The organism is Bosea sp. AS-1 (genome assembly GCF_002220095.1).
Classification (GTDB): domain Bacteria; phylum Pseudomonadota; class Alphaproteobacteria; order Rhizobiales; family Beijerinckiaceae; genus Allobosea.
Genome location: NZ_CP022372.1, coordinates 5,451,447 through 5,472,740 on the forward strand (window position 1 = coordinate 5,451,447; position 21,294 = coordinate 5,472,740).

21 protein-coding genes are annotated in these 21,294 nt (G+C 67.3%); 16 read left to right on the forward strand and 5 right to left on the reverse strand.

Annotation, left to right across the window (positions count from 1 at the left end):
• Positions 1-104 precede the first annotated feature (104 nt).
• Positions 105-740: a glutathione S-transferase family protein gene (locus CE453_RS27930; protein ID WP_089177565.1), complete on the forward strand. Its 636-nt coding sequence runs from the start codon at positions 105-107 to the stop codon at positions 738-740.
• 135 nt (positions 741-875) lie between these two features.
• The gene (locus CE453_RS27935; protein WP_198302227.1) at positions 876-2,114 is read left to right on the forward strand and encodes a multidrug effflux MFS transporter; all 1,239 of its coding nucleotides are present in this window, start codon (positions 876-878) and stop codon (positions 2,112-2,114) included.
• 203 nt (positions 2,115-2,317) lie between these two features.
• Here the strand turns inward: CE453_RS27935 and CE453_RS27940 are convergent, their stop codons facing one another.
• Positions 2,318-2,527 carry a cold-shock protein gene (locus tag CE453_RS27940; RefSeq protein WP_089177566.1) on the reverse strand — a complete coding sequence of 70 codons (210 nt, stop codon included), beginning with the start codon at positions 2,525-2,527 and terminating at the stop codon, positions 2,318-2,320.
• Between the two features lie 223 nt (positions 2,528-2,750).
• On the opposite strand from CE453_RS27940, the gene CE453_RS27945 reads away from it, so the two are divergent.
• On the forward strand, positions 2,751-3,437 hold the full coding sequence (locus CE453_RS27945; protein ID WP_089177567.1) for a fumarylacetoacetate hydrolase family protein: 687 nt from the start codon (positions 2,751-2,753) through the stop codon (positions 3,435-3,437).
• A gap of 25 nt (positions 3,438-3,462) precedes the next feature.
• Entirely contained in the window at positions 3,463-4,392 is a 930-nt protein-coding gene (locus CE453_RS27950; protein ID WP_089177568.1) for a dihydrodipicolinate synthase family protein, read from the forward strand.
• Positions 4,393-4,449: 57 nt separating this feature from the next.
• On the opposite strand, the gene CE453_RS27955 is transcribed toward CE453_RS27950, so the two are convergent.
• A complete protein-coding gene (locus tag CE453_RS27955; RefSeq protein WP_089177569.1) occupies positions 4,450-5,424 on the reverse strand; it encodes a lysylphosphatidylglycerol synthase domain-containing protein in 975 nt (324 codons plus the stop codon).
• Positions 5,425-5,674: 250 nt separating this feature from the next.
• On the opposite strand from CE453_RS27955, the gene CE453_RS27960 reads away from it, so the two are divergent.
• Positions 5,675-5,977, forward strand: coding sequence for a plasmid stabilization protein (locus CE453_RS27960; RefSeq protein WP_089177570.1), 303 nt, complete (start codon positions 5,675-5,677; stop codon positions 5,975-5,977).
• 33 nt (positions 5,978-6,010) lie between these two features.
• Here the strand turns inward: CE453_RS27960 and CE453_RS27965 are convergent, their stop codons facing one another.
• A complete protein-coding gene (locus CE453_RS27965; protein ID WP_089177571.1) occupies positions 6,011-8,293 on the reverse strand; it encodes an NADP-dependent malic enzyme in 2,283 nt (760 codons plus the stop codon).
• Between the two features lie 124 nt (positions 8,294-8,417).
• Positions 8,418-10,244, reverse strand: a complete 1,827-nt coding sequence (locus CE453_RS27970) for a methyl-accepting chemotaxis protein (protein WP_089177572.1) — start codon at positions 10,242-10,244, stop codon at positions 8,418-8,420.
• A gap of 102 nt (positions 10,245-10,346) precedes the next feature.
• Here CE453_RS27970 and mutS point away from each other — a divergent pair, with 102 nt between their 5' ends.
• The 5 genes from mutS to hisA all read left to right on the forward strand — a co-directional run bounded on the left by mutS (position 10,347) and on the right by hisA (position 15,622).
• Positions 10,347-13,073 (forward strand): DNA mismatch repair protein MutS, encoded by a 2,727-nt coding sequence (gene mutS / locus CE453_RS27975; RefSeq protein WP_089177573.1) that lies wholly within the window; start codon positions 10,347-10,349, stop codon positions 13,071-13,073.
• 90 nt (positions 13,074-13,163) lie between these two features.
• Entirely contained in the window at positions 13,164-13,751 is a 588-nt protein-coding gene (hisB, locus tag CE453_RS27980) for an imidazoleglycerol-phosphate dehydratase HisB (protein ID WP_089177574.1), read from the forward strand.
• 10 nt (positions 13,752-13,761) lie between these two features.
• The gene (locus tag CE453_RS29035) at positions 13,762-14,247 is read left to right on the forward strand and encodes a DUF2628 domain-containing protein (protein WP_089177575.1); all 486 of its coding nucleotides are present in this window, start codon (positions 13,762-13,764) and stop codon (positions 14,245-14,247) included.
• Entirely contained in the window at positions 14,244-14,900 is a 657-nt protein-coding gene (hisH, locus tag CE453_RS27990; protein WP_089177576.1) for an imidazole glycerol phosphate synthase subunit HisH, read from the forward strand. The genes CE453_RS29035 and hisH overlap by 4 nt, the downstream gene beginning before the upstream one ends.
• Complete coding sequence (hisA, locus tag CE453_RS27995) at positions 14,888-15,622, forward strand: 1-(5-phosphoribosyl)-5-[(5-phosphoribosylamino)methylideneamino]imidazole-4-carboxamide isomerase (protein WP_089177577.1); 735 nt, start codon at positions 14,888-14,890, stop codon at positions 15,620-15,622. The genes hisH and hisA overlap by 13 nt, the downstream gene beginning before the upstream one ends.
• Positions 15,623-15,773: 151 nt before the next feature.
• On the opposite strand, the gene CE453_RS28000 is transcribed toward hisA, so the two are convergent.
• Positions 15,774-16,595: a transporter substrate-binding domain-containing protein gene (locus CE453_RS28000; RefSeq protein WP_089177578.1), complete on the reverse strand. Its 822-nt coding sequence runs from the start codon at positions 16,593-16,595 to the stop codon at positions 15,774-15,776.
• A 105-nt stretch (positions 16,596-16,700) separates the two neighbouring features.
• Between CE453_RS28000 and hisF the strand changes: the two genes are divergently transcribed.
• From hisF to CE453_RS28030, 6 genes are all read left to right on the forward strand, one after another.
• Positions 16,701-17,465 carry an imidazole glycerol phosphate synthase subunit HisF gene (gene hisF, locus CE453_RS28005; RefSeq protein WP_089177579.1) on the forward strand — a complete coding sequence of 255 codons (765 nt, stop codon included), beginning with the start codon at positions 16,701-16,703 and terminating at the stop codon, positions 17,463-17,465.
• Between the two features lies 1 nt (position 17,466).
• Complete coding sequence (locus CE453_RS28010; RefSeq protein WP_089177580.1) at positions 17,467-17,787, forward strand: phosphoribosyl-ATP diphosphatase; 321 nt, start codon at positions 17,467-17,469, stop codon at positions 17,785-17,787.
• 96 nt (positions 17,788-17,883) lie between these two features.
• Positions 17,884-18,858 carry a type I pantothenate kinase gene (gene coaA, locus CE453_RS28015; RefSeq protein WP_089178193.1) on the forward strand — a complete coding sequence of 325 codons (975 nt, stop codon included), beginning with the start codon at positions 17,884-17,886 and terminating at the stop codon, positions 18,856-18,858.
• Between the two features lie 55 nt (positions 18,859-18,913).
• Positions 18,914-19,360: a YqaA family protein gene (locus tag CE453_RS28020; RefSeq protein WP_089177581.1), complete on the forward strand. Its 447-nt coding sequence runs from the start codon at positions 18,914-18,916 to the stop codon at positions 19,358-19,360.
• Between the two features lie 70 nt (positions 19,361-19,430).
• On the forward strand, positions 19,431-19,781 hold the full coding sequence (locus tag CE453_RS28025) for a RidA family protein (RefSeq protein WP_089178194.1): 351 nt from the start codon (positions 19,431-19,433) through the stop codon (positions 19,779-19,781).
• A 206-nt stretch (positions 19,782-19,987) separates the two neighbouring features.
• A complete protein-coding gene (locus CE453_RS28030; protein ID WP_089177582.1) occupies positions 19,988-21,292 on the forward strand; it encodes a hypothetical protein in 1,305 nt (434 codons plus the stop codon).
• Positions 21,293-21,294: the final 2 nt, after the last annotated feature.

Below are 21,294 nucleotides of genomic sequence, written 5' to 3' on the forward strand. Positions count from 1 at the left end.
CGGAGGATAACAGGTCGGCCCCGACGCGTCAGGCAAACTGCTCCTGACATCAGCCCGTCGATATCTCAGGATAGGAGCGACCAGGGAAGAACGAAGGAAAGCCCATGTCCGACGAACTCGTGCTCTATACCAACCCGATGTCGCGGGGCCGCATCGCCCGCTGGATGATGGAGGAGCTCGGCCAGCCCTACCGCGCCGAGATCGTCGGCTTCGGAGCGCCGATGAAGGACCCCGCCTACAAGGCGATCAACCCGATGGGCAAGGTTCCGGCACTGGTCCATGGATCGACGGTCGTCACCGAATGCGCCGCGATCTGCGCCTATCTCGCCGACGCATTTCCGCAGGCCGGCCTGGCGCCTGCCCCCGGCGACAGGCAGCGCGGTCCCTATTACCGCTGGATGTTCTTCGCCGCCGGCCCGGTCGAGGCGGCCGTGGCCAGCAAGGCCTTCGGATTCTCGGCCGCTCCCGAAGCTGCCCGCTCCCTCGGCTACGGCACCTATGGCGATGCGATGGACACGCTCGAATATGCGGTCTCGCAAAGCGAATATCTTGCGGGCGATCGCTTCAGCGCGGCGGACGTCTATGTCGGCTCGCAGATTCTGTGGGGCCTGCAGTTCGGCACGATCGAGAAGCGCCCCGCCTTCGAGGCCTATGGAGCGCGGCTCGCGGCGCGGCCGGCCGCCCAGAGGGCCAAGCAGATCGACGACGAATTGATGGCGCAGATGCAGAAGGCCGGCTGAATACGGCACGCGTCCAACGCATGGCGCGCGGCCGGTATCGCAGGTTGCCGCGCGCTTCCAGCCGTTCTACACGGTCACGGCACGCTGGGCCCTTTGCCCGCCGCACCTGTCCGCGTGCCTTTTTGCAGATTCGCCATGAACGACATGACCGCCCTCGCCCGGCCGCGCCACGGCATGGGTTTCTATCCCTTCGTGGGCCTCGCCGCCGCGCTGATGGCGACGAACGCGCTCGCGATCGATTCCATGCTGCCGGCCCTTCCCGAGATGGCCGAAGCGCTCGGCATCGCGGCAGCCAACCAGCGGCAATGGATCATCACCTCCTATCTGCTCGGCTTCGGCGTCTCGCAGATCTTCTACGGCACGATCTCCGATCGTTATGGCCGGCGGCCGGTGCTGCTGTTCGGGCTTGCCGTCTATGTGTTGGCGAGCATCGGGGCGGCCCTTTCCAATTCCTTCGAAGCGATGATGATCGCCCGGGTGGTCCAGGGCATCGGTGCGGCTGCGACACGTGTTCTCGTCGTCTCGATCGTGCGCGACTGCTATTCGGGCCGCGACATGGCGCGGGTGATGTCGCTTGCGCTGATCGTCTTCCTGGCGGTGCCGATCCTCGCGCCCTCGATCGGCCAGGCGATCCTCATCGTGGCGCCGTGGCGCTGGATCTTCGGCATTCTGACGGCATTCGGGGCGGGGGTCATGCTCTGGGTGACGTTCAAGCTGCCCGAGACGCAGCACCCGGAAGACCGCAAGCCGATCGACATCGCCAATGTCTCGGCCGCGTTCCGCACGACGCTGACGAGCCGTGTCGGCGTCGGCTACATGCTGGCCATGGCCTTCGTGCTGGGCGGGCTGTTCGGCTTCATCAACTCCGCGCAGCAGGTCTTCGTCGATGTGTTCGACGTGCCGCATCTCTTCACGATCGTCTTCGCTGGGATCGCGCTGTTCATGGCCGCAGCCTCGCTGCTGAACTCGCGCATCGTCGGGCGGCTGGGCATGCGCCGCGTCTCGCATGGCGCGCTGATCGGCTACATCCTGTTCACCGGCGTCCATGCCCTGATCGCGCTTTCAGGCCATGAAACCCTGCTGCTCTTTGCCCTTTTCCAAGGTGGCGCGATGTTCTGCTTCGGCCTGATCGGCCCGAATTTCGGCGCCCTCGCCATGGATCCGCTCGGCCATGTCGCGGGCACGGCTTCCTCGGTGCAGGGCTTCGTCACGACGGTGGTGGGTGCGCTGCTCGGCTTCTATATCGGCCAGCATTTCGACGGCACGGTCGTGCCGATCACACTCGGCTTCGCGCTGTGCGGGCTGGTGGCGCTCGTCATCGTGCTGATCGTCGAGAAGGGCCGGCTCTTCCATCCGGCTCCGGGACGCTCCTGAGGCGTCCCCTCCATTCCGCCGCCTCCGGCGACGGACAGGCCCCGAATCCTTATACAATCGAATCCGTACGATCGAGATTCGTCGTGGCTCGGGAAGCGATGTCGCCGCCGCTCGTCTTCCCGTCGTCGCTGGATCGCCCGGCCTCCTCGCGGAGTTGAGCGGCGATCCGTCTCCTCGTCAGAGCATCGGTGTCACCCGAAGCGTCAGGCGACCTTCAGATTGACCGCCGCGTTCTTGCCAGTCTTCCGATCGGGCTCGAGATCATAGCTGATCTTCTGCCCTTCGCTCAGGCTGCGCAGGCCCGAGCGCTCGACCGCGCTGATATGAACGAAGATGTCACTGCCGCCCTGATCGGGCGTGATGAAGCCGTAGCCCTTCGTCTCGTTGAACCATTTGACGGTTCCCGTACTCACGTGTGTTCCCTTCCTCTCTCAGGTACCAGCCCATAGCCGGCGGGTTACTGTAGGTGGCAATTCGTCGCGGTTGCAACGACGCAGCGCACAAAGCCATCCCGCGAGCGCGAAGAGCCGGATGACGCAATGCCGCCGGTGCAGCCCTGTTCCTGAAGCAAGAGCCCTTGCGGTACTGCCGCCGCTCCCGCATGAACGGCGTCAGACAATCGACGGGAGGAAACCCATGAGCAACTATGTGATCGACCCGCCGGCCATCGCCGCCGTACCGGTCGCCGGCGGCGGCTCCTTCCCGGTTCGCCGCGTCTTCTGCGTCGGCCGGAACTACGCCGAGCACACCCGCGAGATGGGCGGCGACCCCGACCGCGAGGAGCCCTTCTTCTTCACCAAGCCGGCCGACGCCCTGCTCATCAACGGCGCCGACATGCCCTATCCGCCGAAGACCAAGGACCTCCATCACGAAATGGAGCTCGTCGTCGCGATCGGCACAGGTGGCAAGGACATCCCCGAATCCGAGGCGCTCGCCCATGTCTACGGCTATGCGGCCGGGCTCGACATGACGCGGCGCGACCTGCAGAACGCCGCGAAGAAGGCCGGGCGCCCCTGGGACATGAGCAAGGGCTTCGACTTCTCGGGGCCGGTCGGCGAGATCGTACCGGCGAGCCAGGCCGGACATCCGAGCGCCGGCAAGATCGAGCTCACCGTCAACGGCGTGGTGCGCCAGAGCTCCGACCTCGCCAAACAGATCTGGAACGTCGAGGAGACGATCTCCTATCTTTCGGGCCTCGTCGAACTCAGGCCCGGCGACCTGATCTTCACCGGCACGCCGGAAGGCGTCGCCGCGGTTGGCAAGGGCGATGTGCTCGAAGGCGAGATCGCCGGGGTCGGCACGGTCCGCACCCGCATCGTCTGATCGCGCGACAAGACAGGAACTTATCATGCCGCTGACTTCCGACGCCTCGGGCGTCTTCCCGATTGCGCCGACGCCGTTCAACCCGGACGGCAGCATCGACTGGACCTCGGCCGACCGGCTGTTCGAATTCTACCATGGCATCGGCTCGGACGGCGTCACCGTGCTCGGCATCATGGGCGAGGCGCCCAAGCTCGAGCCCGAGGAATCGGTCGGGCTGGTCAAGCGCGCGGTGGCGAAGATGGGTGGCAAGCCGATCATCGTCGGCGTCTCGGCGCCCGGCTTCGCGGCGATGCGCTCGCTCGCCCGTCAGGTGATGGATCTCGGCGCCGGCGGCGTGATGATCGCCCCGCCGCCCTCGCTTCGCACCGACGACCAGATCACCGGCTATTACGCGCAAGCCGTCGAGGCGATCGGCAGCGATATCCCCTTCGTCATCCAGGACTACCCGCTGACGCTCTCGGTGGTGATGACGCCGGCGGTGATCCGCAAGATCGTCCAGGACAACCCCTCCTGCGTGATGCTGAAGCACGAGGACTGGCCGGGGCTGGAGAAGATCTCGACGCTGCGCAGGTTCCAGAAGGAAGGCTCGCTGCGGCCGATCTCGATCCTGACCGGCAATGGCGGGCTCTTCCTCGATTTCGAGATGGAACGCGGGGCGGATGGTGCCAATACCGGCTATGCCTTCCCGGAATTGCTGATCGACGTGGTCAAGCTGCAGAAGGCCGGCAAGCGCGATGCGGCGCATGACATCTTCGATGTTCACCTGCCGCTGATGCGCTACGAGCAGCAGCAGGGCGTCGGGCTCGCCGTGCGCAAATACACGCTGATGAAGCGCGGCATCCTCAGCCATGACGCCCAGCGCAAGCCCGGCTCGGCGCTCTCCGCCGCCGCAAAGGGCGAAGTCGACTACCTGCTCGCCAGGATCGCCAAACACGACCCCCGCGCCAAGATCTGACGACACCCGCGCCGCAGGTTTCCGAAGCCATTCCGCAACCGCGGAATGGCTTCTTTTTTAGCGTTCGCGCCGCCGGACGCGGCGGATGAATTCATTCAGCGCCAGCAGCACGAGCGCGAAGATGAAGGGCAGCAGGTAGTAGATCACCCGGAACAGCAGCAGCGCGCCCAGCACATATTCGAAAGGCAGCCGGTTGAGCGCGACCAGCATCGTCGCCTCGAAGACACCCAGCCCTCCCGGCGAATTGCTGGCGATGCCGATCAGGCAGCCGAAGATATAGGCGGCGAGGAAGGTCGGATAATCGAGGCCGTAGCCGCCGGGCAGCAGCACGAACAGCACGGCCGCCGCAGCGCAGACCTCGCAGGCCCCGAGCGCCATCTGGGCCAGCGTCGTGCCGAGGCCGGGGAGGTGCAGGTTCCAGCCCTTGACCCGCAGGCTGCGCTCATCCGTCGCGATCCAGACCAGATAGCCGAGGATGCCGAGCGAGATCAGCCCGCCGACGAGCTGGACGACGAGGGGCGACGTCCGCGCCAGCATCGCCACGGAATCGGCCGAATAGAACAGGCTGACGCTGAGGATGGCGCCGAGCCCCAGCCAGAAGGTCAGCCCCGCGATCACGGTCAGGCTGGCGACCTCGGAGGCGCGCACGCCCTTCGGCGAATAGATCCAGTAGCGCACAGTGCCGCCGGTCACGATCGGGAAGCCGAGCGTGAAGGAGACGGAGTAGCTGGTGAAGGAGGCGAGCGCCGTGGTGCGATAAGGGATCGACAGTCCGAGCCGCCGCAACGCCAGCGCGTCATAGCCGGTGAGCAGCAGATAGCTCAGCGCGGTGAAACCGGCCGCAAGCCCGAGCTGGCGCAAAGAAGCGTTGGAGAAGGCCGCGGCAAGATCGCCGGGATTCATCTGGCTGATGATGTGCCAGAGCACCGCCAGAGACGCGGCGAAGATCAGAATGCTCGCCAGCGGCCCGAGCCACCACCAGCGGCTGCGCCGGCGCAGCGGCGTTCCTGGCTCGTGAGGGCCGAAGGACATGCACTCTCTGGGTTGCGCGCCGCCTCAGGATCATGACGGCGCGGGGACGGGCGAGAGGGCGCGGCCGCGCCCCGGCCCGAGAGATAGCGCGTCGGCAGCGATGCACAAGCCGGTGCGGCGAATGAGGCCTATGAGAGAAAGACCGGGCCGCTGTCTTTCCTGTGTCATGCGCTCCGCTTTGGAACCTCCTGCAGGCAGCCACGTTGCGCCCGCAGAAGCTTCGGCTGGGGATTCAGCAGGGAGCGATCTCATGCCACGCGGCGACAAATCCGCCTATACCGACAAGCAGAAGCGCATGGCCGAGCATATCGAGGAAGGTTACGAGGAGCGCGGCGTCTCGCATGAAGAGGCCGAACGCCGCGCCTGGGCGACGGTGAACAAGGAGGGTGGCGGCGGCAACAAGTCCGGCTCCGGCCGCGGCAAGCCCGACACCAACGCTGCCGCCAAGCGCGGCGGCAAGCTGGGTGGAAAGGCGTCCGCCGCACGTCCTGCCGCCGAACGATCAGCTTCGGCGAAGAAGGCGGCGGAAACCCGCCGGAAGCGCGCTTCCTGAGCTGGCCGCGGCCCGATATGACGGCCGGCGCGTTCAGCCGCCGATGTTGAAGGCCGCGAGTGCCGCCATGTTGACGATGTCGGAGTCCTTGGCGCCGAGCGGCACGATCTGAACCGGCTTGTCGAGGCCGACGATCAGCGGGCCGATCACGGTCGCGCCGCCGAGCTCCTGCAGGAGCTTGGTCGAGATCGAGGCCGAGTGGAAGGCCGGCATCACCAGAACGTTCGCCGGGCCGGACAGGCGGCAGAACGGATACTGGGTCATCAACTCGCGGTTGAGTGCGACATCGGCCGCCATTTCGCCGTCATATTCGAAGTCGACGCGCTGACCGTCGAGGATCGTCACCGCCTGGCGCACCTTTTCCGAGCGTTCCCCGGCCGGATGGCCGAAGGTCGAGAAGGCGAGCATCCCGACCCTGGGCTCGTAGCCGAGGCGCCGGCCGACGCCGGCCGCCTCGATCGCGATATCCGCCAGCTCGCGCGCCGTCGGCATTTCGGTGATCGCGGTATCGGCAACGAGCACCGTGCGGTCGCGCGAGATCACGACCGAGACGCCGATCAGCCTGTGGCCCGGCTTTTCGTCGATGACGCGGCGGACCTCCTCCAGCGCGATCGAGTAATTGCGGGTCACGCCGGTGACCATCGCGTCGGCGTCGCCGAGCGCCACCATCGCGGCGGCGAAGTGGTTGCGGTCCTGGTTGATCAGACGCTGGCAGTCACGGAAGAGGTAGCCCTCGCGCTGCAGCCTTTCGTAGAGATACTGGGCATAGGCCGAATTGCGATGCGAGAGCCGCGCATTCTGAACCTCGATGCCTTTGCCTTCGAGATCGACGCCCAGAAAGGTCGCCGTCTCGTAAATGCGCTCTTCGCGGCCGACGAGAATGGCCTGGCCGAGCCCCTGGTTGACGAAGGAGGCGGCGGCGCGGATGACCTGCTCCTCCTCGCCCTCGGCGAAGACGACGCGCTTGGGATAGCGCTTCACCCGCTCGAAGATCCGGTTGAGCGTGCCGGCGATCGGATCGCGGCGGGCGGAGAGCTGCGCCTTGTAGCCGGTCATGTCGACGATCGGCTTGCCGGCGACGCCGGTGTCCATCGCGGCCTTGGCCACCGCGGCGGGCACGACCTGGATCAGCCGCGGATCGAAGGGCACCGGGATGATGTAGTCCTTGCCGTAGCGCGGGCGCGCGCCCTGATAAGCGGCGGCGACCTCGTCCGGCACGTCCTCGCGGGCGAGCATGGCCAGCGCCTCGGCCGCCGCGATCTTCATCTCCATGTTGATCGTCTTGGCGCGCACGTCGAGCGCGCCGCGGAAGATGTAGGGGAAGCCGAGGACGTTGTTGACCTGATTCGGATAGTCAGAGCGGCCCGTCGCCATGATGGCGTCCTCGCGGATGGCGTGGACCTCCTCCGGCGTGATCTCGGGATCGGGATTGGCCATGGCGAAGATGATCGGGTTCGGCGCCATCGCGGCGACCATCTCGGGCGTCACCGCGCCCTTCTGCGACAGGCCGAAGAAGGCGTCAGCCCCCTCCATGGCCTGGGCCAGGGTGCGCCGGTCGGTGACGGCCGCATGCGCCGATTTCCACTGGTTCATGCCCTCGGTGCGGCCCTGATAGATCACGCCCTTGGTATCGCAGAGGATGACGTTGTCGGGCTTGAAGCCCATCGCCTTGAGCAGCTCCGTGCAAGCGATGGCCGCTGCGCCCGCACCATTGACGACGAGGCGGGTCGACTGGATGTCGCGCCCGGTCAGGTCGAGCGCGTTGATCAGGCCCGCCGCCGCGATGATGGCGGTGCCGTGTTGGTCGTCATGGAAGACCGGGATATCCATCAGCTCGCGTAGGCGCTGCTCGATGATGAAGCACTCCGGCGCCTTGATGTCCTCGAGGTTGATGCCGCCGAAGGACGGGCCGAGATAGCGCACGGCGTCGATGACCTTGTCGGGGTCCTCGGTATCGAGCTCGAGGTCGATCGAGTCGACATCGGCGAAGCGCTTGAACAGGACCGATTTACCCTCCATCACCGGCTTCGAGGCGAGCGCGCCGAGATTGCCGAGGCCGAGGATCGCCGTGCCGTTCGTAATCACGGCAACGAGATTCGAGCGGGTGGTGTAGTCATAGGCGCGCGACGGGTCTTCCGCGATCGCCAGCACCGGCACGGCGACGCCTGGCGAATAGGCGAGCGAGAGGTCCCGCTGCGTCGCCATCGGCTTGGTGGGAACGACTTCGAGCTTGCCGGGCCGCCCTTGCGAGTGGAACAGCAGCGCCTCCTGGTCGGTGAAGGTCGGACGGGTGCGCTTCGTCGGGCGGTCGGTCATGGAAGGCGGCTTTTTTCTTGAGCGTTTCCTCGGGGGAACCGACCATAGGGCACCGCGGCGGCGCACCACAAGCAGCAGTGTTCGCCAAGACCCGTGCCTGGATCGATAAAATCAGCCGGCCGGCTCAGAGCCGGCTGCGGACCCGCCGGACGAACTCCCCGACATAGCGGTCGAGCGCGTCGGCCTGCTCGTCGACCTTGCGGGCGGCCTCGGCGACACGGATCGCCGCATCGCCGGTGATGCGCGCCTCGACACCGACCGCGCCGATATTGGTGCTGACGGAATCGGCGCTCGTGGCGACCGCCTGGGCATCGGCCGCGATGCTGCCCGCGATATCGGCCTGGCGGTTGACCACGGCCGCGATCGCGCCCGAGGTCTCCTCGATCGTCGTCATCGTGTCCTGTATCCGCGCCACGGCCTCGAAGGTGGTGGCGGCGGCCTGGCGGATGTCGGTCAGGGTCGCGGCTATGTCGCGCGTCGCTTTCTGCGTCTGCTCCGCGAGCGTCTTCACCTCGCCGGCGACCACCGCAAAGCCGCGCCCCGCCACCCCGGCGCGGGCGGCCTCGATCGTGGCATTCAATGCGAGGAGATTGGTGCGGGCCGCGATCTCCTCGATGAAGTCGAGCACGGCACGGACCTTGTCGGCCGCTTCGGCAAGGCCGGTCACGTCCTGCCGCGTACTGCGGACATAGCTCGCCGCGGCGCGCACCGTTTCATCCGCGTGACAGGTCTGGCGGGTGAGCTCGCGGATCGAAGCCTCGATCTCCTCGGCCGCGACTGCCACGCTGCCGACACGCCGAGAGGCGCTGCCTGCTTCCTGCGTCACACCATCGGCGCGCTGCGTCGTCTGGTTGGCGCTGTCGACCATCTGACCGGCCGTCGCGTGCATATCGCGGATGGCGGCGCCGACATCGCCCAACGCCGTTCCGACCGTGCGTTCGAGGTCGCCGGCCAGCTCGTCGAGCGCGAGCTTCCGCTGGGTCTCGACCTCGTCACGACGCGTTTCCAGCGTCTTTTCCGCCGTGATGTCGAGCAGGATGCCGTCCCAGACCAGCGTTCCGTCGGCAAGCCGGCGCTTGGTCGATTCGCTGCGCAGCCAGACGATCCCGCCGCCGGGCGCATGGTACCGGCCCTCGAAGCGCCAGAGCGTCTGCGTCTCCTGCTGCTCGCGACGCAGTTGCTCGAACCGGGCACGGTCTTCCGGCAGGAGTTTGCCGAGCCAGATCTCGGGATCGCGCTCGACCTCCTCCTTGGCGATACCGAGCAGCTTGTCGATCGCGAAGGAGGCGAACTGATAGGTCATCGTGCCGTCTGGCCGGACGATCCGCTGGTAGAGCGTCCCCGGGGCGCGATCGATCAGGGTGCGCAGCCGATAGGCGGTCTCGCGCCGCTCGTTATCGTTGATGAAGACGACGCCGGTCAGGAAGATGCCGACCGTTCCGACGACGATCATCACCGGAACGGCCTCGCGCAGGAAGCGCTCCCCGGCCTCGCCGGGGATGAAACCAACGGATGCGACCAGGCAGGCGGCATCGATCAGGCTGAGCACGGCCAGGTCGCCCACCCCCAGCGGGCGGCGGCGGCGCGACAGCCAGAACCAGTAAACAATGCCGATCAGGGCGCGTACCACGATACCGGTGATGCCCGTCACCATACCGACGCCACCGCTGAGATAGCGCATCACGGTGAGCGGCACCCCGGTCAGGATCGCGGCGACCGGGCCACCCAGCGGCCCTGCGAGAATGGCGAAGCTGTTGCGGGAATCGACGACGAGCCCCGGTTGGAGCACGAAGGGATTGGCCATGCTGATCATGGCGCCAGCGGCGAACAGGACCCCGATCAGTATCTGCCGCAGCCAGAGGCGCTCGCCGAAGCGCGGCGCGGCGACGGTCACGATTAGCCCCGCCAGCAGGAGAAAGAACAGGCTCTGGGCGAGGTTGATCAGCAGCAATGTCGGACCTTCCGCCGATTCGGCCGATCGACCTTGCTTTCAATTGTTGAAAGCCGTCCTAACGGATGGTCTTGGCTGCGTATTTTGCTAGCGTGCCGGCCAATGCGCCACAGCCCCCCCAGCGAAGCCACCCGTTCCGCCGCCCCGGCCGAGCCAGCGCCCGAGCGCGTCACGCCGATGATGGCGCAGTATATCGAGATCAAGGCCGCCAACCCGGACTGCCTGCTGTTCTACCGGATGGGCGATTTCTACGAACTGTTCTTCCGCGACGCCGAGATCGCCTCGCGCACGCTCGGCATCGTGCTGACCAAGCGCGGCAAGCACCAGGGCGACGACATCCCGATGTGCGGCGTGCCGGTCGATCGCGCCGACGATTATCTCCAGCGCCTGATCGCCGCCGGCCACCGCGTCGCCGTCTGCGAGCAGACCGAGGATCCGGCCGAGGCCAAGAAGCGCGGCAACAAATCGGTGGTGAAGCGCGACGTGGTCCGCCTCGTCACGCCCGGCACCATCACCGAGGAGCGGCTCCTCGAACCCGGCCGGGCGAGTCTCCTCGTCGCCGTCGCCCGCCGGAAAACCGGGGAAGCGGCCTCGCTCTACGGGCTCGCCGCCATCGACATCTCGACCGGACGCTTCACCGTGATGGAGACGGCACAGGAGCGGCTCGGCATCGAGTTCTCGCGGCTGGAGCCGCGCGAGATCGTCTGCCCCGACGCGATCCATGACGATCCGGAGCTGAAGGAGTTCTGGCGGGAGATCACTGTCCCAGTGACGCCGCTCGCGCGCGACGGGCTCGATGCGGCCTCCGCCGAACGGCGCCTGAAGGAGTTCTTCGGCGTCGCGACGCTCGACGCCTTCGGCAATTTCAGCCGTGCCGAGATCGCAGCCGCCGGCGCGGCGCTGGCCTATGTCGAGCGCACCCAGCTCGGCGCCCGGCCGCCGCTCTCCGCCCCCGTGCGCGATTCCGGCTCGGCGACGATGCTGATCGACGCGGCGACCCGCGCCAATCTGGAGCTGACGCGCACGCTTGGCGGCGAACGCCAGGGCAGCTTGCTCGCCACCATCGACCGCACCGTGACGCCGGGCGGAGCGCGGCTGCTAGCGGAGTGGCTTGCCGGCCCGCTGACGGACCCGGCGCCCATCGCAGCCCGGCACGATGCCGTCGAACTGCTGGTCACCGACGGCGGACTGCGCGAGGATCTGCGCCGGGCGCTGGAGAAGGTGCCGGATGTGGCCCGCGCGCTGGCGCGGCTCTCGCTCGACCGCGGCGGTCCGCGCGATCTCGCCGCGCTCGGAGCCGGCCTCACCGCCGCCCGCGAGGTCGCCGCCCTGCTCGTCCGCCGCGGTGATCTGCCGACGGAACTCGCTCGCGCCACCCGCGCGCTCGGCGAGACCGATCCCGACCTGCCCCTGCGCCTGACCGAAGCGCTGGCGGAGGAATTGCCGCTCAACCGGCGCGACGGCCGTTTCGTGCGCGAAGGTCATGACGCAACGCTGGACGAGTTGCGCCTGCTACAGGTCGATTCGCGCAAGGTGATCGCGCAGCTCCAGGCACGCTATGCTGCGGAGACCGGCTGCCGGACGCTGCGCATCAAGCACAACGCCATGATCGGCTATTTCGTCGAAGTGCCGCAGGCGATGGGCGAAGAGTTCCTGAAAGAGCCCTGGCGCGCCACCTTCGTGCATCGCCAGACCATGTCGGATGCGATGCGCTTCTCCTCGGTCGAGCTCTCGGAGCTCGAAGCCAAGATCGCCTCCGCGGCCGACCGGGCGCTGAAGCTCGAACTCGCCATCTTCGCGCAACTGACCGAGATGGTGCTGGCGCAGGCCGAACCGATCAAGGCGGCAGCGCTGGCACTGGCGGGGCTCGATGTCGTCGCGGCGCTGGCCGATCTCGCCGCACGGGAGAGCTGGAGCCGGCCCGTCATCGATTCGGGCGTGGCCTTCACCATCGAGCGCGGCCGCCACCCGGTGGTCGAAGCGGCGCTGAAGCGGGACGGCAAGCCCTTCGTCGCCAACGACACCGAGCTTTCGCCGCCCGGCACTAATGCGAAGGGTGGGCGCATCTGCCTGATCACCGGTCCTAACATGGCCGGTAAATCGACTTTCCTGCGTCAGAATGCGCTGATCGCCGTGCTCGCCCAGATGGGCTCCTACGTGCCGGCTGCGAGCGCCCATATCGGCATCGTCGACCGGCTGTTCTCGCGCGTCGGCGCCGCCGACGATCTGGCGCGGGGCCGCTCGACCTTCATGGTCGAGATGGTCGAGACGGCGGCGATCCTCAATCAGGCAGGTCCCCACGCGCTGGTCATCCTCGACGAGATCGGCCGCGGCACGGCGACCTTCGACGGGCTCTCCATCGCCTGGGCGGCGATCGAGAACCTGCACGAGGTCAATCGCTGCCGCAGCCTGTTCGCGACGCATTATCACGAGCTGACGGCGCTGGGAGACCGGCTCGACCGCGTCGCCAACGCCACGGTGCGCGTCACCGAATGGAAGGGCGAGGTCGTCTTCCTGCACGAGGTGGTGCCGGGTGCCGCCGACCGCTCCTACGGCATCCAGGTCGCCAAGCTCGCAGGCCTGCCGCCGGCCGTGGTGGAGCGGGCGCGCGCCATCCTCGGCGAATTGGAGAAGACCGAACGGGAGAAGCCGGTCGCCTCGCTGGTCGACGACCTGCCGCTTTTCGCCGCGCCGCAGCGGCGGCCGGCACCGGCCGTGCCCGACGATCAGCCTGACGAACTCCGCGACGCCCTTGGCGGGATCGAGCCGGATGAAATGACGCCGCGCGAGGCGCTGGAAGCGCTCTATCGCCTGAAGGGCCTCGCCTGAGAGGCGGCAGGCACGCGACTGCGCCTGTAGTCATCATCGCCCGCCCCTGCTAAAGCGAGGCCGTCTTCAGCCAAGGCTTGAGAGGCCAGCATGCGTTCGGGCGAAGTGAAGCGCCGCACCAACGAGACCGATATCGCGGTCTCGCTCATGATCGACGGTACCGGCAAGGCCGAGATCGCCACCGGTGTCGGCTTCTTCGACCATATGCTCGACCTGTTCGCTCGCCATTCGCTGATCGACCTCAAGGTCAAGGTGAAGGGCGACACCCATATCGACGACCATCACTCGGTCGAGGACGCCGGCATCGCGCTCGGCGAAGCGCTGAAACAGGCGCTCGGCGACAAGAAGGGTATCCGCCGCTACGCCGACATCCACCTGCCGATGGACGAGACGCTGACGCGCGTCGCGGTCGACGTCTCCGGCCGGCCCTTCCTCGTCTTCCGCACCGAGTTCAAGGCGCAGAAGATCGGGACCTTCGACACCGAGCTGGTGCGGGAGTTCTTCCAGGCCTTCGCGATCAATGCGGGGCTCACGCTCCATGTCGAGACGCTCTATGGCGACAACGCCCACCATATCGCCGAGAGCTGCTTCAAGGGGCTGGCACGGGCGCTGCGGCAGGCGCTCGAAGTGGATCCGCGCGAGGGCGGCCGCGTTCCTTCGACCAAGGGCGCGCTCTGAGGAGGCGAGGATGGCGTTCTATACAGTGATGACGCCGCCCTCCACCGAGGGTGGTGAACGCGAGACGATCGAGCGGGCGCGGGTGATTCCGGACGGCTTCAGCTGGGGCGCGTTCCTGTTCACCGGGCTCTGGCTGCTCGGTCAGCGCCTTTGGCTGGCGACGCTGCTGTTCGCCCTGATCTGGGGCGCGATCTTCTATGTTCACAGCCGCTTCGGCTTCCATCCGAGCGCGCTCTCGCTGATCTACTGGGCGATCGCGCTGTTCCTCGGCATCGAGGGACGCAACTTCATCGTCCGCAAGCTCACTCGAAAGGGCTGGCATCTGTCCGACGTCGTCGAGGCGCGGACCCTGGCCGAGGCCGAGCGCCGCTATTTCGAGCGCGCGCTGGCCTATGGGCCGGCCGTGCCGCCGCTGGCGGCCTCGGCGCCCGTGGCAACCCGGCCGAGCGGACCGCTGCCGATCATCGGCCTGTTCCCGGAGGCCCAGGGACGATGAGCCAATCCGTTGCGATCATCGACTATGGCTCGGGCAACCTGCACTCGGCCGCGAAAGCCTTCGAGCGGGCGGAGACCGAAGCGGGCATCCCGTCGACCATCCACGTCACCAGCGACACCGCCATCGTGCGCGCGGCCGATCGCATCGTGCTGCCGGGCGTCGGCGCCTTCGCCGATTGCCGGCGCGGGCTCGACGCGGTGCCCGGCATGGTGGAGGTGCTGGAGGAGGTCGTGCGGGCCAAGGGCCGCCCCTTCCTCGGCATCTGCGTCGGCATGCAGCTCCTCGCCTCGCGCGGGCTCGAATACACCGTGACCGAAGGGCTCGACTGGATTCCCGGCGATGTCGCGCTGATCAAGCCGCGCGACGAGAGCCTGAAGATCCCGCATATGGGCTGGAACACGCTGCATAAGCAGAACGAACATCCGCTGCTCGCCGGCATCGAGACCGGGCCGCAGGGGCTGCACGCCTATTTCGTGCACTCCTACGCACTGACGCCAGCGCGGGCGGAAGAGGTCGTGGCGCTGACCGACCATGGCGGGCCGGTGACGGCGATGGTCGGGCGCGACAATATCGCCGGCACGCAGTTCCATCCGGAGAAGAGCCAGGCGCTCGGCCTCAAGCTCATCGCCAATTTCCTGGGCTGGAAGCCGTGATCCTCTTTCCCGCGATCGACCTCAAGGAAGGCCGCTGCGTCCGCCTGAAGCAGGGCGACATGGCGCAGGCCACGATCTTCAATGACGACCCCGCCGCGCAGGCCGCCGCCTTCGAGGCCCAGGGCTTCCAATGGCTGCATGTCGTCGATCTCGACGGCGCCTTCGCCGGCAAGCCGATGAATGCGGCGGCCGTCGAAGGAATCCTGAGGCGCGTCGCTTTTCCGGTACAGCTCGGCGGCGGCATCCGCGACATGAAGACGGTCGCCGGCTGGCTGGAAAAGGGCATCGCCCGTGTCATCATCGGCACGGCAGCGGTGCGCGATCCCGGCTTCGTGCGCGAGGCGGCCAAGGCCTTTCCGGGGCAGGTCGCGGTCGGCATCGACGCGCGCGACGGCTATGTCGCGGTCGAGGGCTGGGCCGAGACCTCGACACTTTCGGCAGCCGATCTCGGCAAGCGCTTCGAGGATGCCGGCGTCGCCGCGATCATCTACACCGACATCGCCCGCGACGGCATGCTTCAGGGGATCAACTGGGAGGGCACGATCGCGCTGGCGCAGGCCGTCTCGATCCCGGTGATCGCCTCGGGGGGGCTCGCCTCGATGGCCGACATCGAGCGCCTCTGCGCCCCCGACGCCGCGATCCTCGAAGGCGCGATCACGGGCCGCGCACTCTATGACGGGCGGATCGATCCGGCTGCGGCGCTCAAGCGGCTTGCGGGCTGATCGCTCATTCCGATAGGCGGCGGTCATCCCGGGCGACCGAAGGGAGGCCCGGGATCCATGCCTGAACCTCTATCGGAAGCGCTCCGGCATGGATCCCGGATCAGCGCCGCCAAAGGCGGCTTGTCCGGGATGACGGCGTAACGGCCTTTAACTACCGCACGAACTGATCGTAGATCTTCGCGAATTCGCCATTTGCCTTGGCGAGATGCAGCCACTGGTCGACGAAGGCCTTGAAGGTCGCGTCGCCGCGCGGGAGCATGTAGCCCATCTCGCCATATTGCAGCGGCTCGTCGGGATTGACCGCGCAGAGGCCGGGCTTGGCCTTCTCCTGCACCTTCACCTCGATCGACTCCGCGATCATGAGATCCGCCTTGCCGGCGAGGATCTGGTCGAAGATCGTGACGTTGTCGGGGAAGACCTCGATCTTGGCGTGCGTGAAGTTCTGGCGCACGAAGCGCTCGTTGGTGCCGCCCGGGTTGACGATGACGCGCGTCTCGGGCTTGTCGATGGCCGCGATGGTCTGGAACTTGTCCTTGTCGGCGCAGCGCACGATCGGCGCCTTGCCGTTGACGAGATAGGGAGCGGAGAAGAACACCTTCTTCTGCCGGTCGAGCGTCACCGAGATGCCGCCCATGGCGACGTCGCATTTGCCCGAGCCCATATCGGTGAGCAGATCGGCCCATTTGGTCTGGACGAACTTCGCTTCGACGCCGAGAGCCCTGGCGAGCGACTTGGCCAACTCGATATCGATGCCCTCGAAGGAACCGTCCTTCGCGAGAGTGAAAGGCTTGTAGTCGCCGGTGGTGCAGACCTGCAGCGCGCCGCGGCTCTGGACGGCGTCGAGCAGGCTTTGCGGGGCCTGGGCCTGCGCGCCGGTGGCGGTGGCGAAGCCAAGGAGGCATGCCGCAACGGCAGCCCGGTGACACACAGGCTTCAGCCAAGTCGATACGATTGCACGGCGTACGATAGTCATGGCACTCCCCTCGTTGGACTGCTATCAGTCGCCGCCAGCAGAGCAGGCTTGCCCTTCGTTATCAATCGACCCGCAATCGGTCCCGTACGAGTTCCTTTCCTGCCGATGACCCTGAAAACCCGCATCATCCCCTGCCTCGACGTCAAGGACGGCCGCGTCGTCAAGGGCGTGCAGTTCGTCGACCTCGTCGATGCCGGCGATCCGGTCGAGGCCGCCAAGGCCTATGACGCCGCCGGCGCCGACGAGCTTTGCTTCCTCGACATCACCGCGAGCCATGAGGACCGCGGCATCCTGTTCGACGTGGTGACACGAACCGCCGAGGCCTGCTTCATGCCGCTCACCGTCGGCGGCGGGGTGCGCAAGGTCGAGGACATCCGGGCGCTGCTGCTCGCCGGCGCCGACAAGGTCTCGATCAACACGGCCGCGGTGACCAACCGCCAATTCGTCAAGGAAGCGGCCGAGAAGTTCGGCGACCAGTGCATCGTCGTCGCTATCGACGCCAAGCAGGTTTCGCCCGGCCGCTGGGAGATCTTCACTCATGGCGGGCGCAACGCCACCGGCATCGAGGCGACCGCCTTCGCCCGCGAGGTCGTCTCGCTCGGCGCGGGCGAACTGCTCGTGACCTCGATGGACAGGGACGGCACCAAATCGGGCTATGACCTCGGCCTGACGCGCGCCATCGCGGACGCGGTCTCGGTGCCGGTGATCGCTTCCGGCGGCGTCGGCGATCTCGACGATTTCGTCGCCGGCGTGCGGGATGGCCATGCCTCGGCCGTGCTCGCCGCCTCGATCTTCCATTTCGGGACCTACACCGTCGGCCAGGCCAAGGCGCATATGGCGGAAGCAGGCCTCAGGATGAGGCTCGACTGAGATGACCGGCTTCACCCTCGCCGATCTCGAAGCGCGCGTCGCGGAGCGTGCCAGCGCCTCTCCGGAAGAGTCCTGGACGGCGAAGCTCATCGCCGCCGGTCCCGAGCGGGCCGCCAAGAAGTTCGGCGAGGAGGCGGTCGAGGCCGTCATCGCCGCCGTGAAGGGCGATCGCGCAGAGCTGATCGCCGAAAGCGCCGATGTGCTCTATCATCTTTTGGTCGTGCTCAAGGCCCGCGATGTTGCATTGCAAGACGTCTTGAGCCAGCTTGAGGCCCGTACGGCCCGTTCCGGCCTGGCTGAAAAGGCCGCCCGGCCGCGTTGAGTAGCGTGAGGACCCGCCGAGGATGACTCTGCCAAGGACGACTCCGCCAGGGATGGCCCTGAGTTGAATCTCGAAGCCTGGATTGCGGGCCGCGTCATGGACCAGCGCCTGATCACCACACCGCCGGAACGCGACCTGATCTCGCCCTATCGCGCCTTCTCGCGGGACGAGTGGGCGCATCTGCGCGCCGACGCGCCGCTGACGCTCTCCGTCGACGATCTGACCAAGCTGCAGTCGCTCAACGACCCGATCTCGCTCGACGAGATCGTCGCGATCTACCTACCGCTGTCGCGGTTGCTGTCGCTTTACGTTGCGGCGACGCAAGGGTTGTTCAAGGCGACCCAGCGCTTCCTGATGGCCGAGGCCGAGGTCAAGGTGCCCTATATCATCGGGGTCGCCGGCTCGGTCGCGGTCGGCAAATCGACCACGGCGCGCGTGCTGAAGGCCCTGCTCTCGCGCTGGCCCAACACGCCGAAGGTCGAGCTCGTCACGACCGATGGCTTCCTGTTGCCGAACGCCGAACTCGAACGGCGCGGTCTGATGGGGCGGAAGGGCTTTCCGGAGAGCTATGACGGCGCGGCGATCCTGCGCTTCCTCTCGGACGTGAAGGCCGGCAAGCCGCAGGTGACGGCGCCGGTCTACTCGCATCTCGTCTACGACGTCGTGCCGGGCGAGACGGTGACGGTCGAGCGGCCGGACATCCTGATCCTCGAAGGGCTCAACGTCCTGCAGCCGAGCCGGATGCCGAAGGACGGTACCGTCATCCCCTTCGTCTCGGATTATTTCGACTTCTCGGTCTATCTCGACGCCGACGAGAACGACCTCCACCGCTGGTACGTCAACCGCTTCATGACGCTGCGCCAGACAGCCTTCCGCGATCCGCGCTCCTTCTTCCGCAAATACGCCGAGATCGGCGAGGAGGAGGCGCTGTCCATCGCCGAGAAGCTCTGGAACGGCATCAACCTTCCGAATCTGCAGGAAAACATCCTGCCGACCCGCCAGCGCGCCAGCCTGATCCTGACCAAGGGCGCGAGCCACCGCATCCAGCAGGTCGCGCTGCGGCGGCTGTAGAAACCGGCGCGATGTGTTCTGCTGATCCATCCAGCCTTTTCGGCAGCGCGCCCTGATGGAGGCATTCTGGTCGCTCGCCGGCATGGCGGGGGCGGCCTTCGTCGCCGCGACGCTGCTTCCGGCTCAATCGGAAGCCGTCTTCGTCGGGCTGCTGGCGGCCAAGAGCGTCGATCCGCTCGCCCTGTTCCTCACCGCAAGCCTCGCCAACACCGCCGGCTCCGTCCTCAACTGGTGGCTCGGCCGGCTGATCGCGCAGCACGGCGTCGAGGCCCTGCCAGCGCGATTGCGGCCGGATCCGACCCGCTTCGGCAAGGCGCAGGGCTGGTTCACCCGTTTCGGCTGGCCCTCGCTGCTCTTCGCCTGGCTGCCGATCGTCGGCGACCCGCTGACCTTCGTCGCCGGAACGCTGAATTACCCGCTCCTGCGCTTCGTCCTGCTGGTGCTGATCGGCAAGGCGGGGCGCTATGCGGCGCTCTGGGCCGGCTGGACGAGCCTCGCCTGAAGGCGGTTGGCGATTGCGAAACGGGGCGCGGCGGGCTACCAGCGAGAAGTCCGTTCAAGGAGATCTGATGATGAGCATTCAGCGTATCGGCGTCGGCCCGCGCATGTCCAAGGCCGTGGTTCACGGCAACACCGTCTATCTGGCCGGCCAGGTCTGCGATAAGGCCGCGGGCAAGAGCGTCGGCGAGCAGACCCAGGAGATCCTGAGCATCATCGACGGCCTGCTGGCCGAAGCCGGCACCGACAAGTCGAAGCTGCTGATGGTCAACATCTGGCTCTCCGACATGTCGACCTTCGCCGAGATGAACGCCGTCTGGGACAAATGGGTCGTCGCCGGCGCCACGCCGGGCCGCGCCACGGTCGAGGCCAAGCTCGCCGCCCCGCAGTTCACGGTCGAGATCGCCGTCATCGCGGCGAAGTAAGGCCCGAGGCATCGGACCGGACGGGCCATCGGCCTCCGGCCATCCGATGCCTACCACCAGAATCGGATCGCCATGGCCGGGTCCGGCCACCGGCGATCCGACGCAGCCCGGAGCAGGAGGCGGCCATTAGCCGGTCGGAGGAGATCGCACCGCTTCTGGCGCGCGTCGCCGGACTGCACAGCCTGCCGCCCGTCGTCCTGCCGGCGATGCTGAGCGACTGGCTGACCAATCCGGGCACCAACCTGCCGAGCGAGGCGTTGCTCGACCGCAAGGCCACGGATTTTCTCGCGCTGGCCCGGCGCCTGACGACCCCCCTCGACGACATGGAGATCCGCCGGTTGCGGGCCGAGGCCGCAGCCGCCATCGCGGCCGGCCGGCTCGGCGAGGCCGACAAGGCGCTTGCCAAGGCCGAACTCCATCTGATCGGAAACGTCACGGATCTGTCCGCCTTGTCCGCCGCAAGCCGCCTGCGGATCGGCGAGAACCGCGCGGACCGCGCTGCGCTGAGCTTTTTGCGCGCTGCTCCCGAGGCCTATCGCGAGGCAGCCGCGCGTTATGGCGAAGCCTCCGCCCTGATCGGGCTCGTCGACACGGAACGCAGCCGCCAGGTTGCCTTCGATCAAGCCCGGACCCTGGCGCGGATCAGCGAGGATTTCGGCGGCCGCGAGGGCTATGATGCGGCTGCGGGCGCGCTGCGCCGCCTGCTCGAAGGGCTGGACAGCCTGGAAGACACCGTCGCCTTTGCCGAAGCCCAGGATATGCTGGCGAGCGCGCTCGAGGGACTTGCTCAGGTCACGCAGGACAAGACGCTGCAACGCGAGGCTCTGGCGCATTGCCGGCGTGGGCTGGAACATTTCGACCGCGGCGAAGCCCCGCTGCTTTGGCGCACTCTGAAGCTGCGCCTCGGCCGGCTCGCCCTCATCCTCGGCAAGCGGCAACAGGACGAGGCTCTGCTCGAAGAAGCGATCGCGGCCTTCGCCACGGTTCTCGCCGGCTGGGATCGCAGCAGCGACGAGACGCTCTGGCTCGAAGCCGAGCATATGATCGCCCGCGCGCGCTCGGTGCTCGGCAGCCGCCGGAACGACCTCGCCCTGCTCGAACGCGCCTTCAACAGCCTCAACCGCGTCGCCGGCGCCGTCGACCGTAGCCGGGAACCCTTGCGCTGGGCTGAGCTCCACGACCAGATGGGCAGCGTTCTCGTCGCGATGGGGGAGCGCTACAGCGAGCCCGTGGTGCTCGAGGAAGCGATCGCGACCTTCGCCACAGCATTGGAGGAGCGCCCGCGCGAGACCGAGCCACTGCTCTGGGCCAGGACGCGCGTCGCCCAGGCCGAGGCCATGCTCCAGCTGGCGCGCCGCAGCCGACAGCCCGAGCTTGCACAGCGGGCGCTGGCGCAAATGGTGGAGGCGGTGGAAACCGCCCGCAAGACCGATCGCGGTACCGTCGCGGCCGATCTCCAGAAACGGCTGGCAGCGGCCGGCGAGCTGGCGAAGCGGCTTCTCGCCGAATAATC

Coding starts and splice junctions, on each gene's coding strand:
- CE453_RS27930 (WP_089177565.1), top strand. CDS start 105: ATGTCCGACGAACTCGTGCTCTATACCAACCCGATGTCGCGGGGCCGC.
- CE453_RS27935 (WP_198302227.1), top strand. CDS start 876: ATGAACGACATGACCGCCCTCGCCCGGCCGCGCCACGGCATGGGTTTC.
- CE453_RS27945 (WP_089177567.1), top strand. CDS start 2,751: ATGAGCAACTATGTGATCGACCCGCCGGCCATCGCCGCCGTACCGGTC.
- CE453_RS27950 (WP_089177568.1), top strand. CDS start 3,463: ATGCCGCTGACTTCCGACGCCTCGGGCGTCTTCCCGATTGCGCCGACG.
- CE453_RS27955 (WP_089177569.1), bottom strand. CDS start 5,424: ATGTCCTTCGGCCCTCACGAGCCAGGAACGCCGCTGCGCCGGCGCAGC.
- CE453_RS27960 (WP_089177570.1), top strand. CDS start 5,675: ATGCCACGCGGCGACAAATCCGCCTATACCGACAAGCAGAAGCGCATG.
- CE453_RS27965 (WP_089177571.1), bottom strand. CDS start 8,293: ATGACCGACCGCCCGACGAAGCGCACCCGTCCGACCTTCACCGACCAG.
- mutS (WP_089177573.1), top strand. CDS start 10,347: ATGCGCCACAGCCCCCCCAGCGAAGCCACCCGTTCCGCCGCCCCGGCC.
- hisB (WP_089177574.1), top strand. CDS start 13,164: ATGCGTTCGGGCGAAGTGAAGCGCCGCACCAACGAGACCGATATCGCG.
- CE453_RS29035 (WP_089177575.1), top strand. CDS start 13,762: ATGGCGTTCTATACAGTGATGACGCCGCCCTCCACCGAGGGTGGTGAA.
- hisH (WP_089177576.1), top strand. CDS start 14,244: ATGAGCCAATCCGTTGCGATCATCGACTATGGCTCGGGCAACCTGCAC.
- CE453_RS28000 (WP_089177578.1), bottom strand. CDS start 16,595: ATGACTATCGTACGCCGTGCAATCGTATCGACTTGGCTGAAGCCTGTG.
- hisF (WP_089177579.1), top strand. CDS start 16,701: ATGACCCTGAAAACCCGCATCATCCCCTGCCTCGACGTCAAGGACGGC.
- CE453_RS28010 (WP_089177580.1), top strand. CDS start 17,467: ATGACCGGCTTCACCCTCGCCGATCTCGAAGCGCGCGTCGCGGAGCGT.
- coaA (WP_089178193.1), top strand. CDS start 17,884: ATGGACCAGCGCCTGATCACCACACCGCCGGAACGCGACCTGATCTCG.
- CE453_RS28020 (WP_089177581.1), top strand. CDS start 18,914: ATGGAGGCATTCTGGTCGCTCGCCGGCATGGCGGGGGCGGCCTTCGTC.
- CE453_RS28025 (WP_089178194.1), top strand. CDS start 19,431: ATGAGCATTCAGCGTATCGGCGTCGGCCCGCGCATGTCCAAGGCCGTG.
- CE453_RS28030 (WP_089177582.1), top strand. CDS start 19,988: ATGCTGAGCGACTGGCTGACCAATCCGGGCACCAACCTGCCGAGCGAG.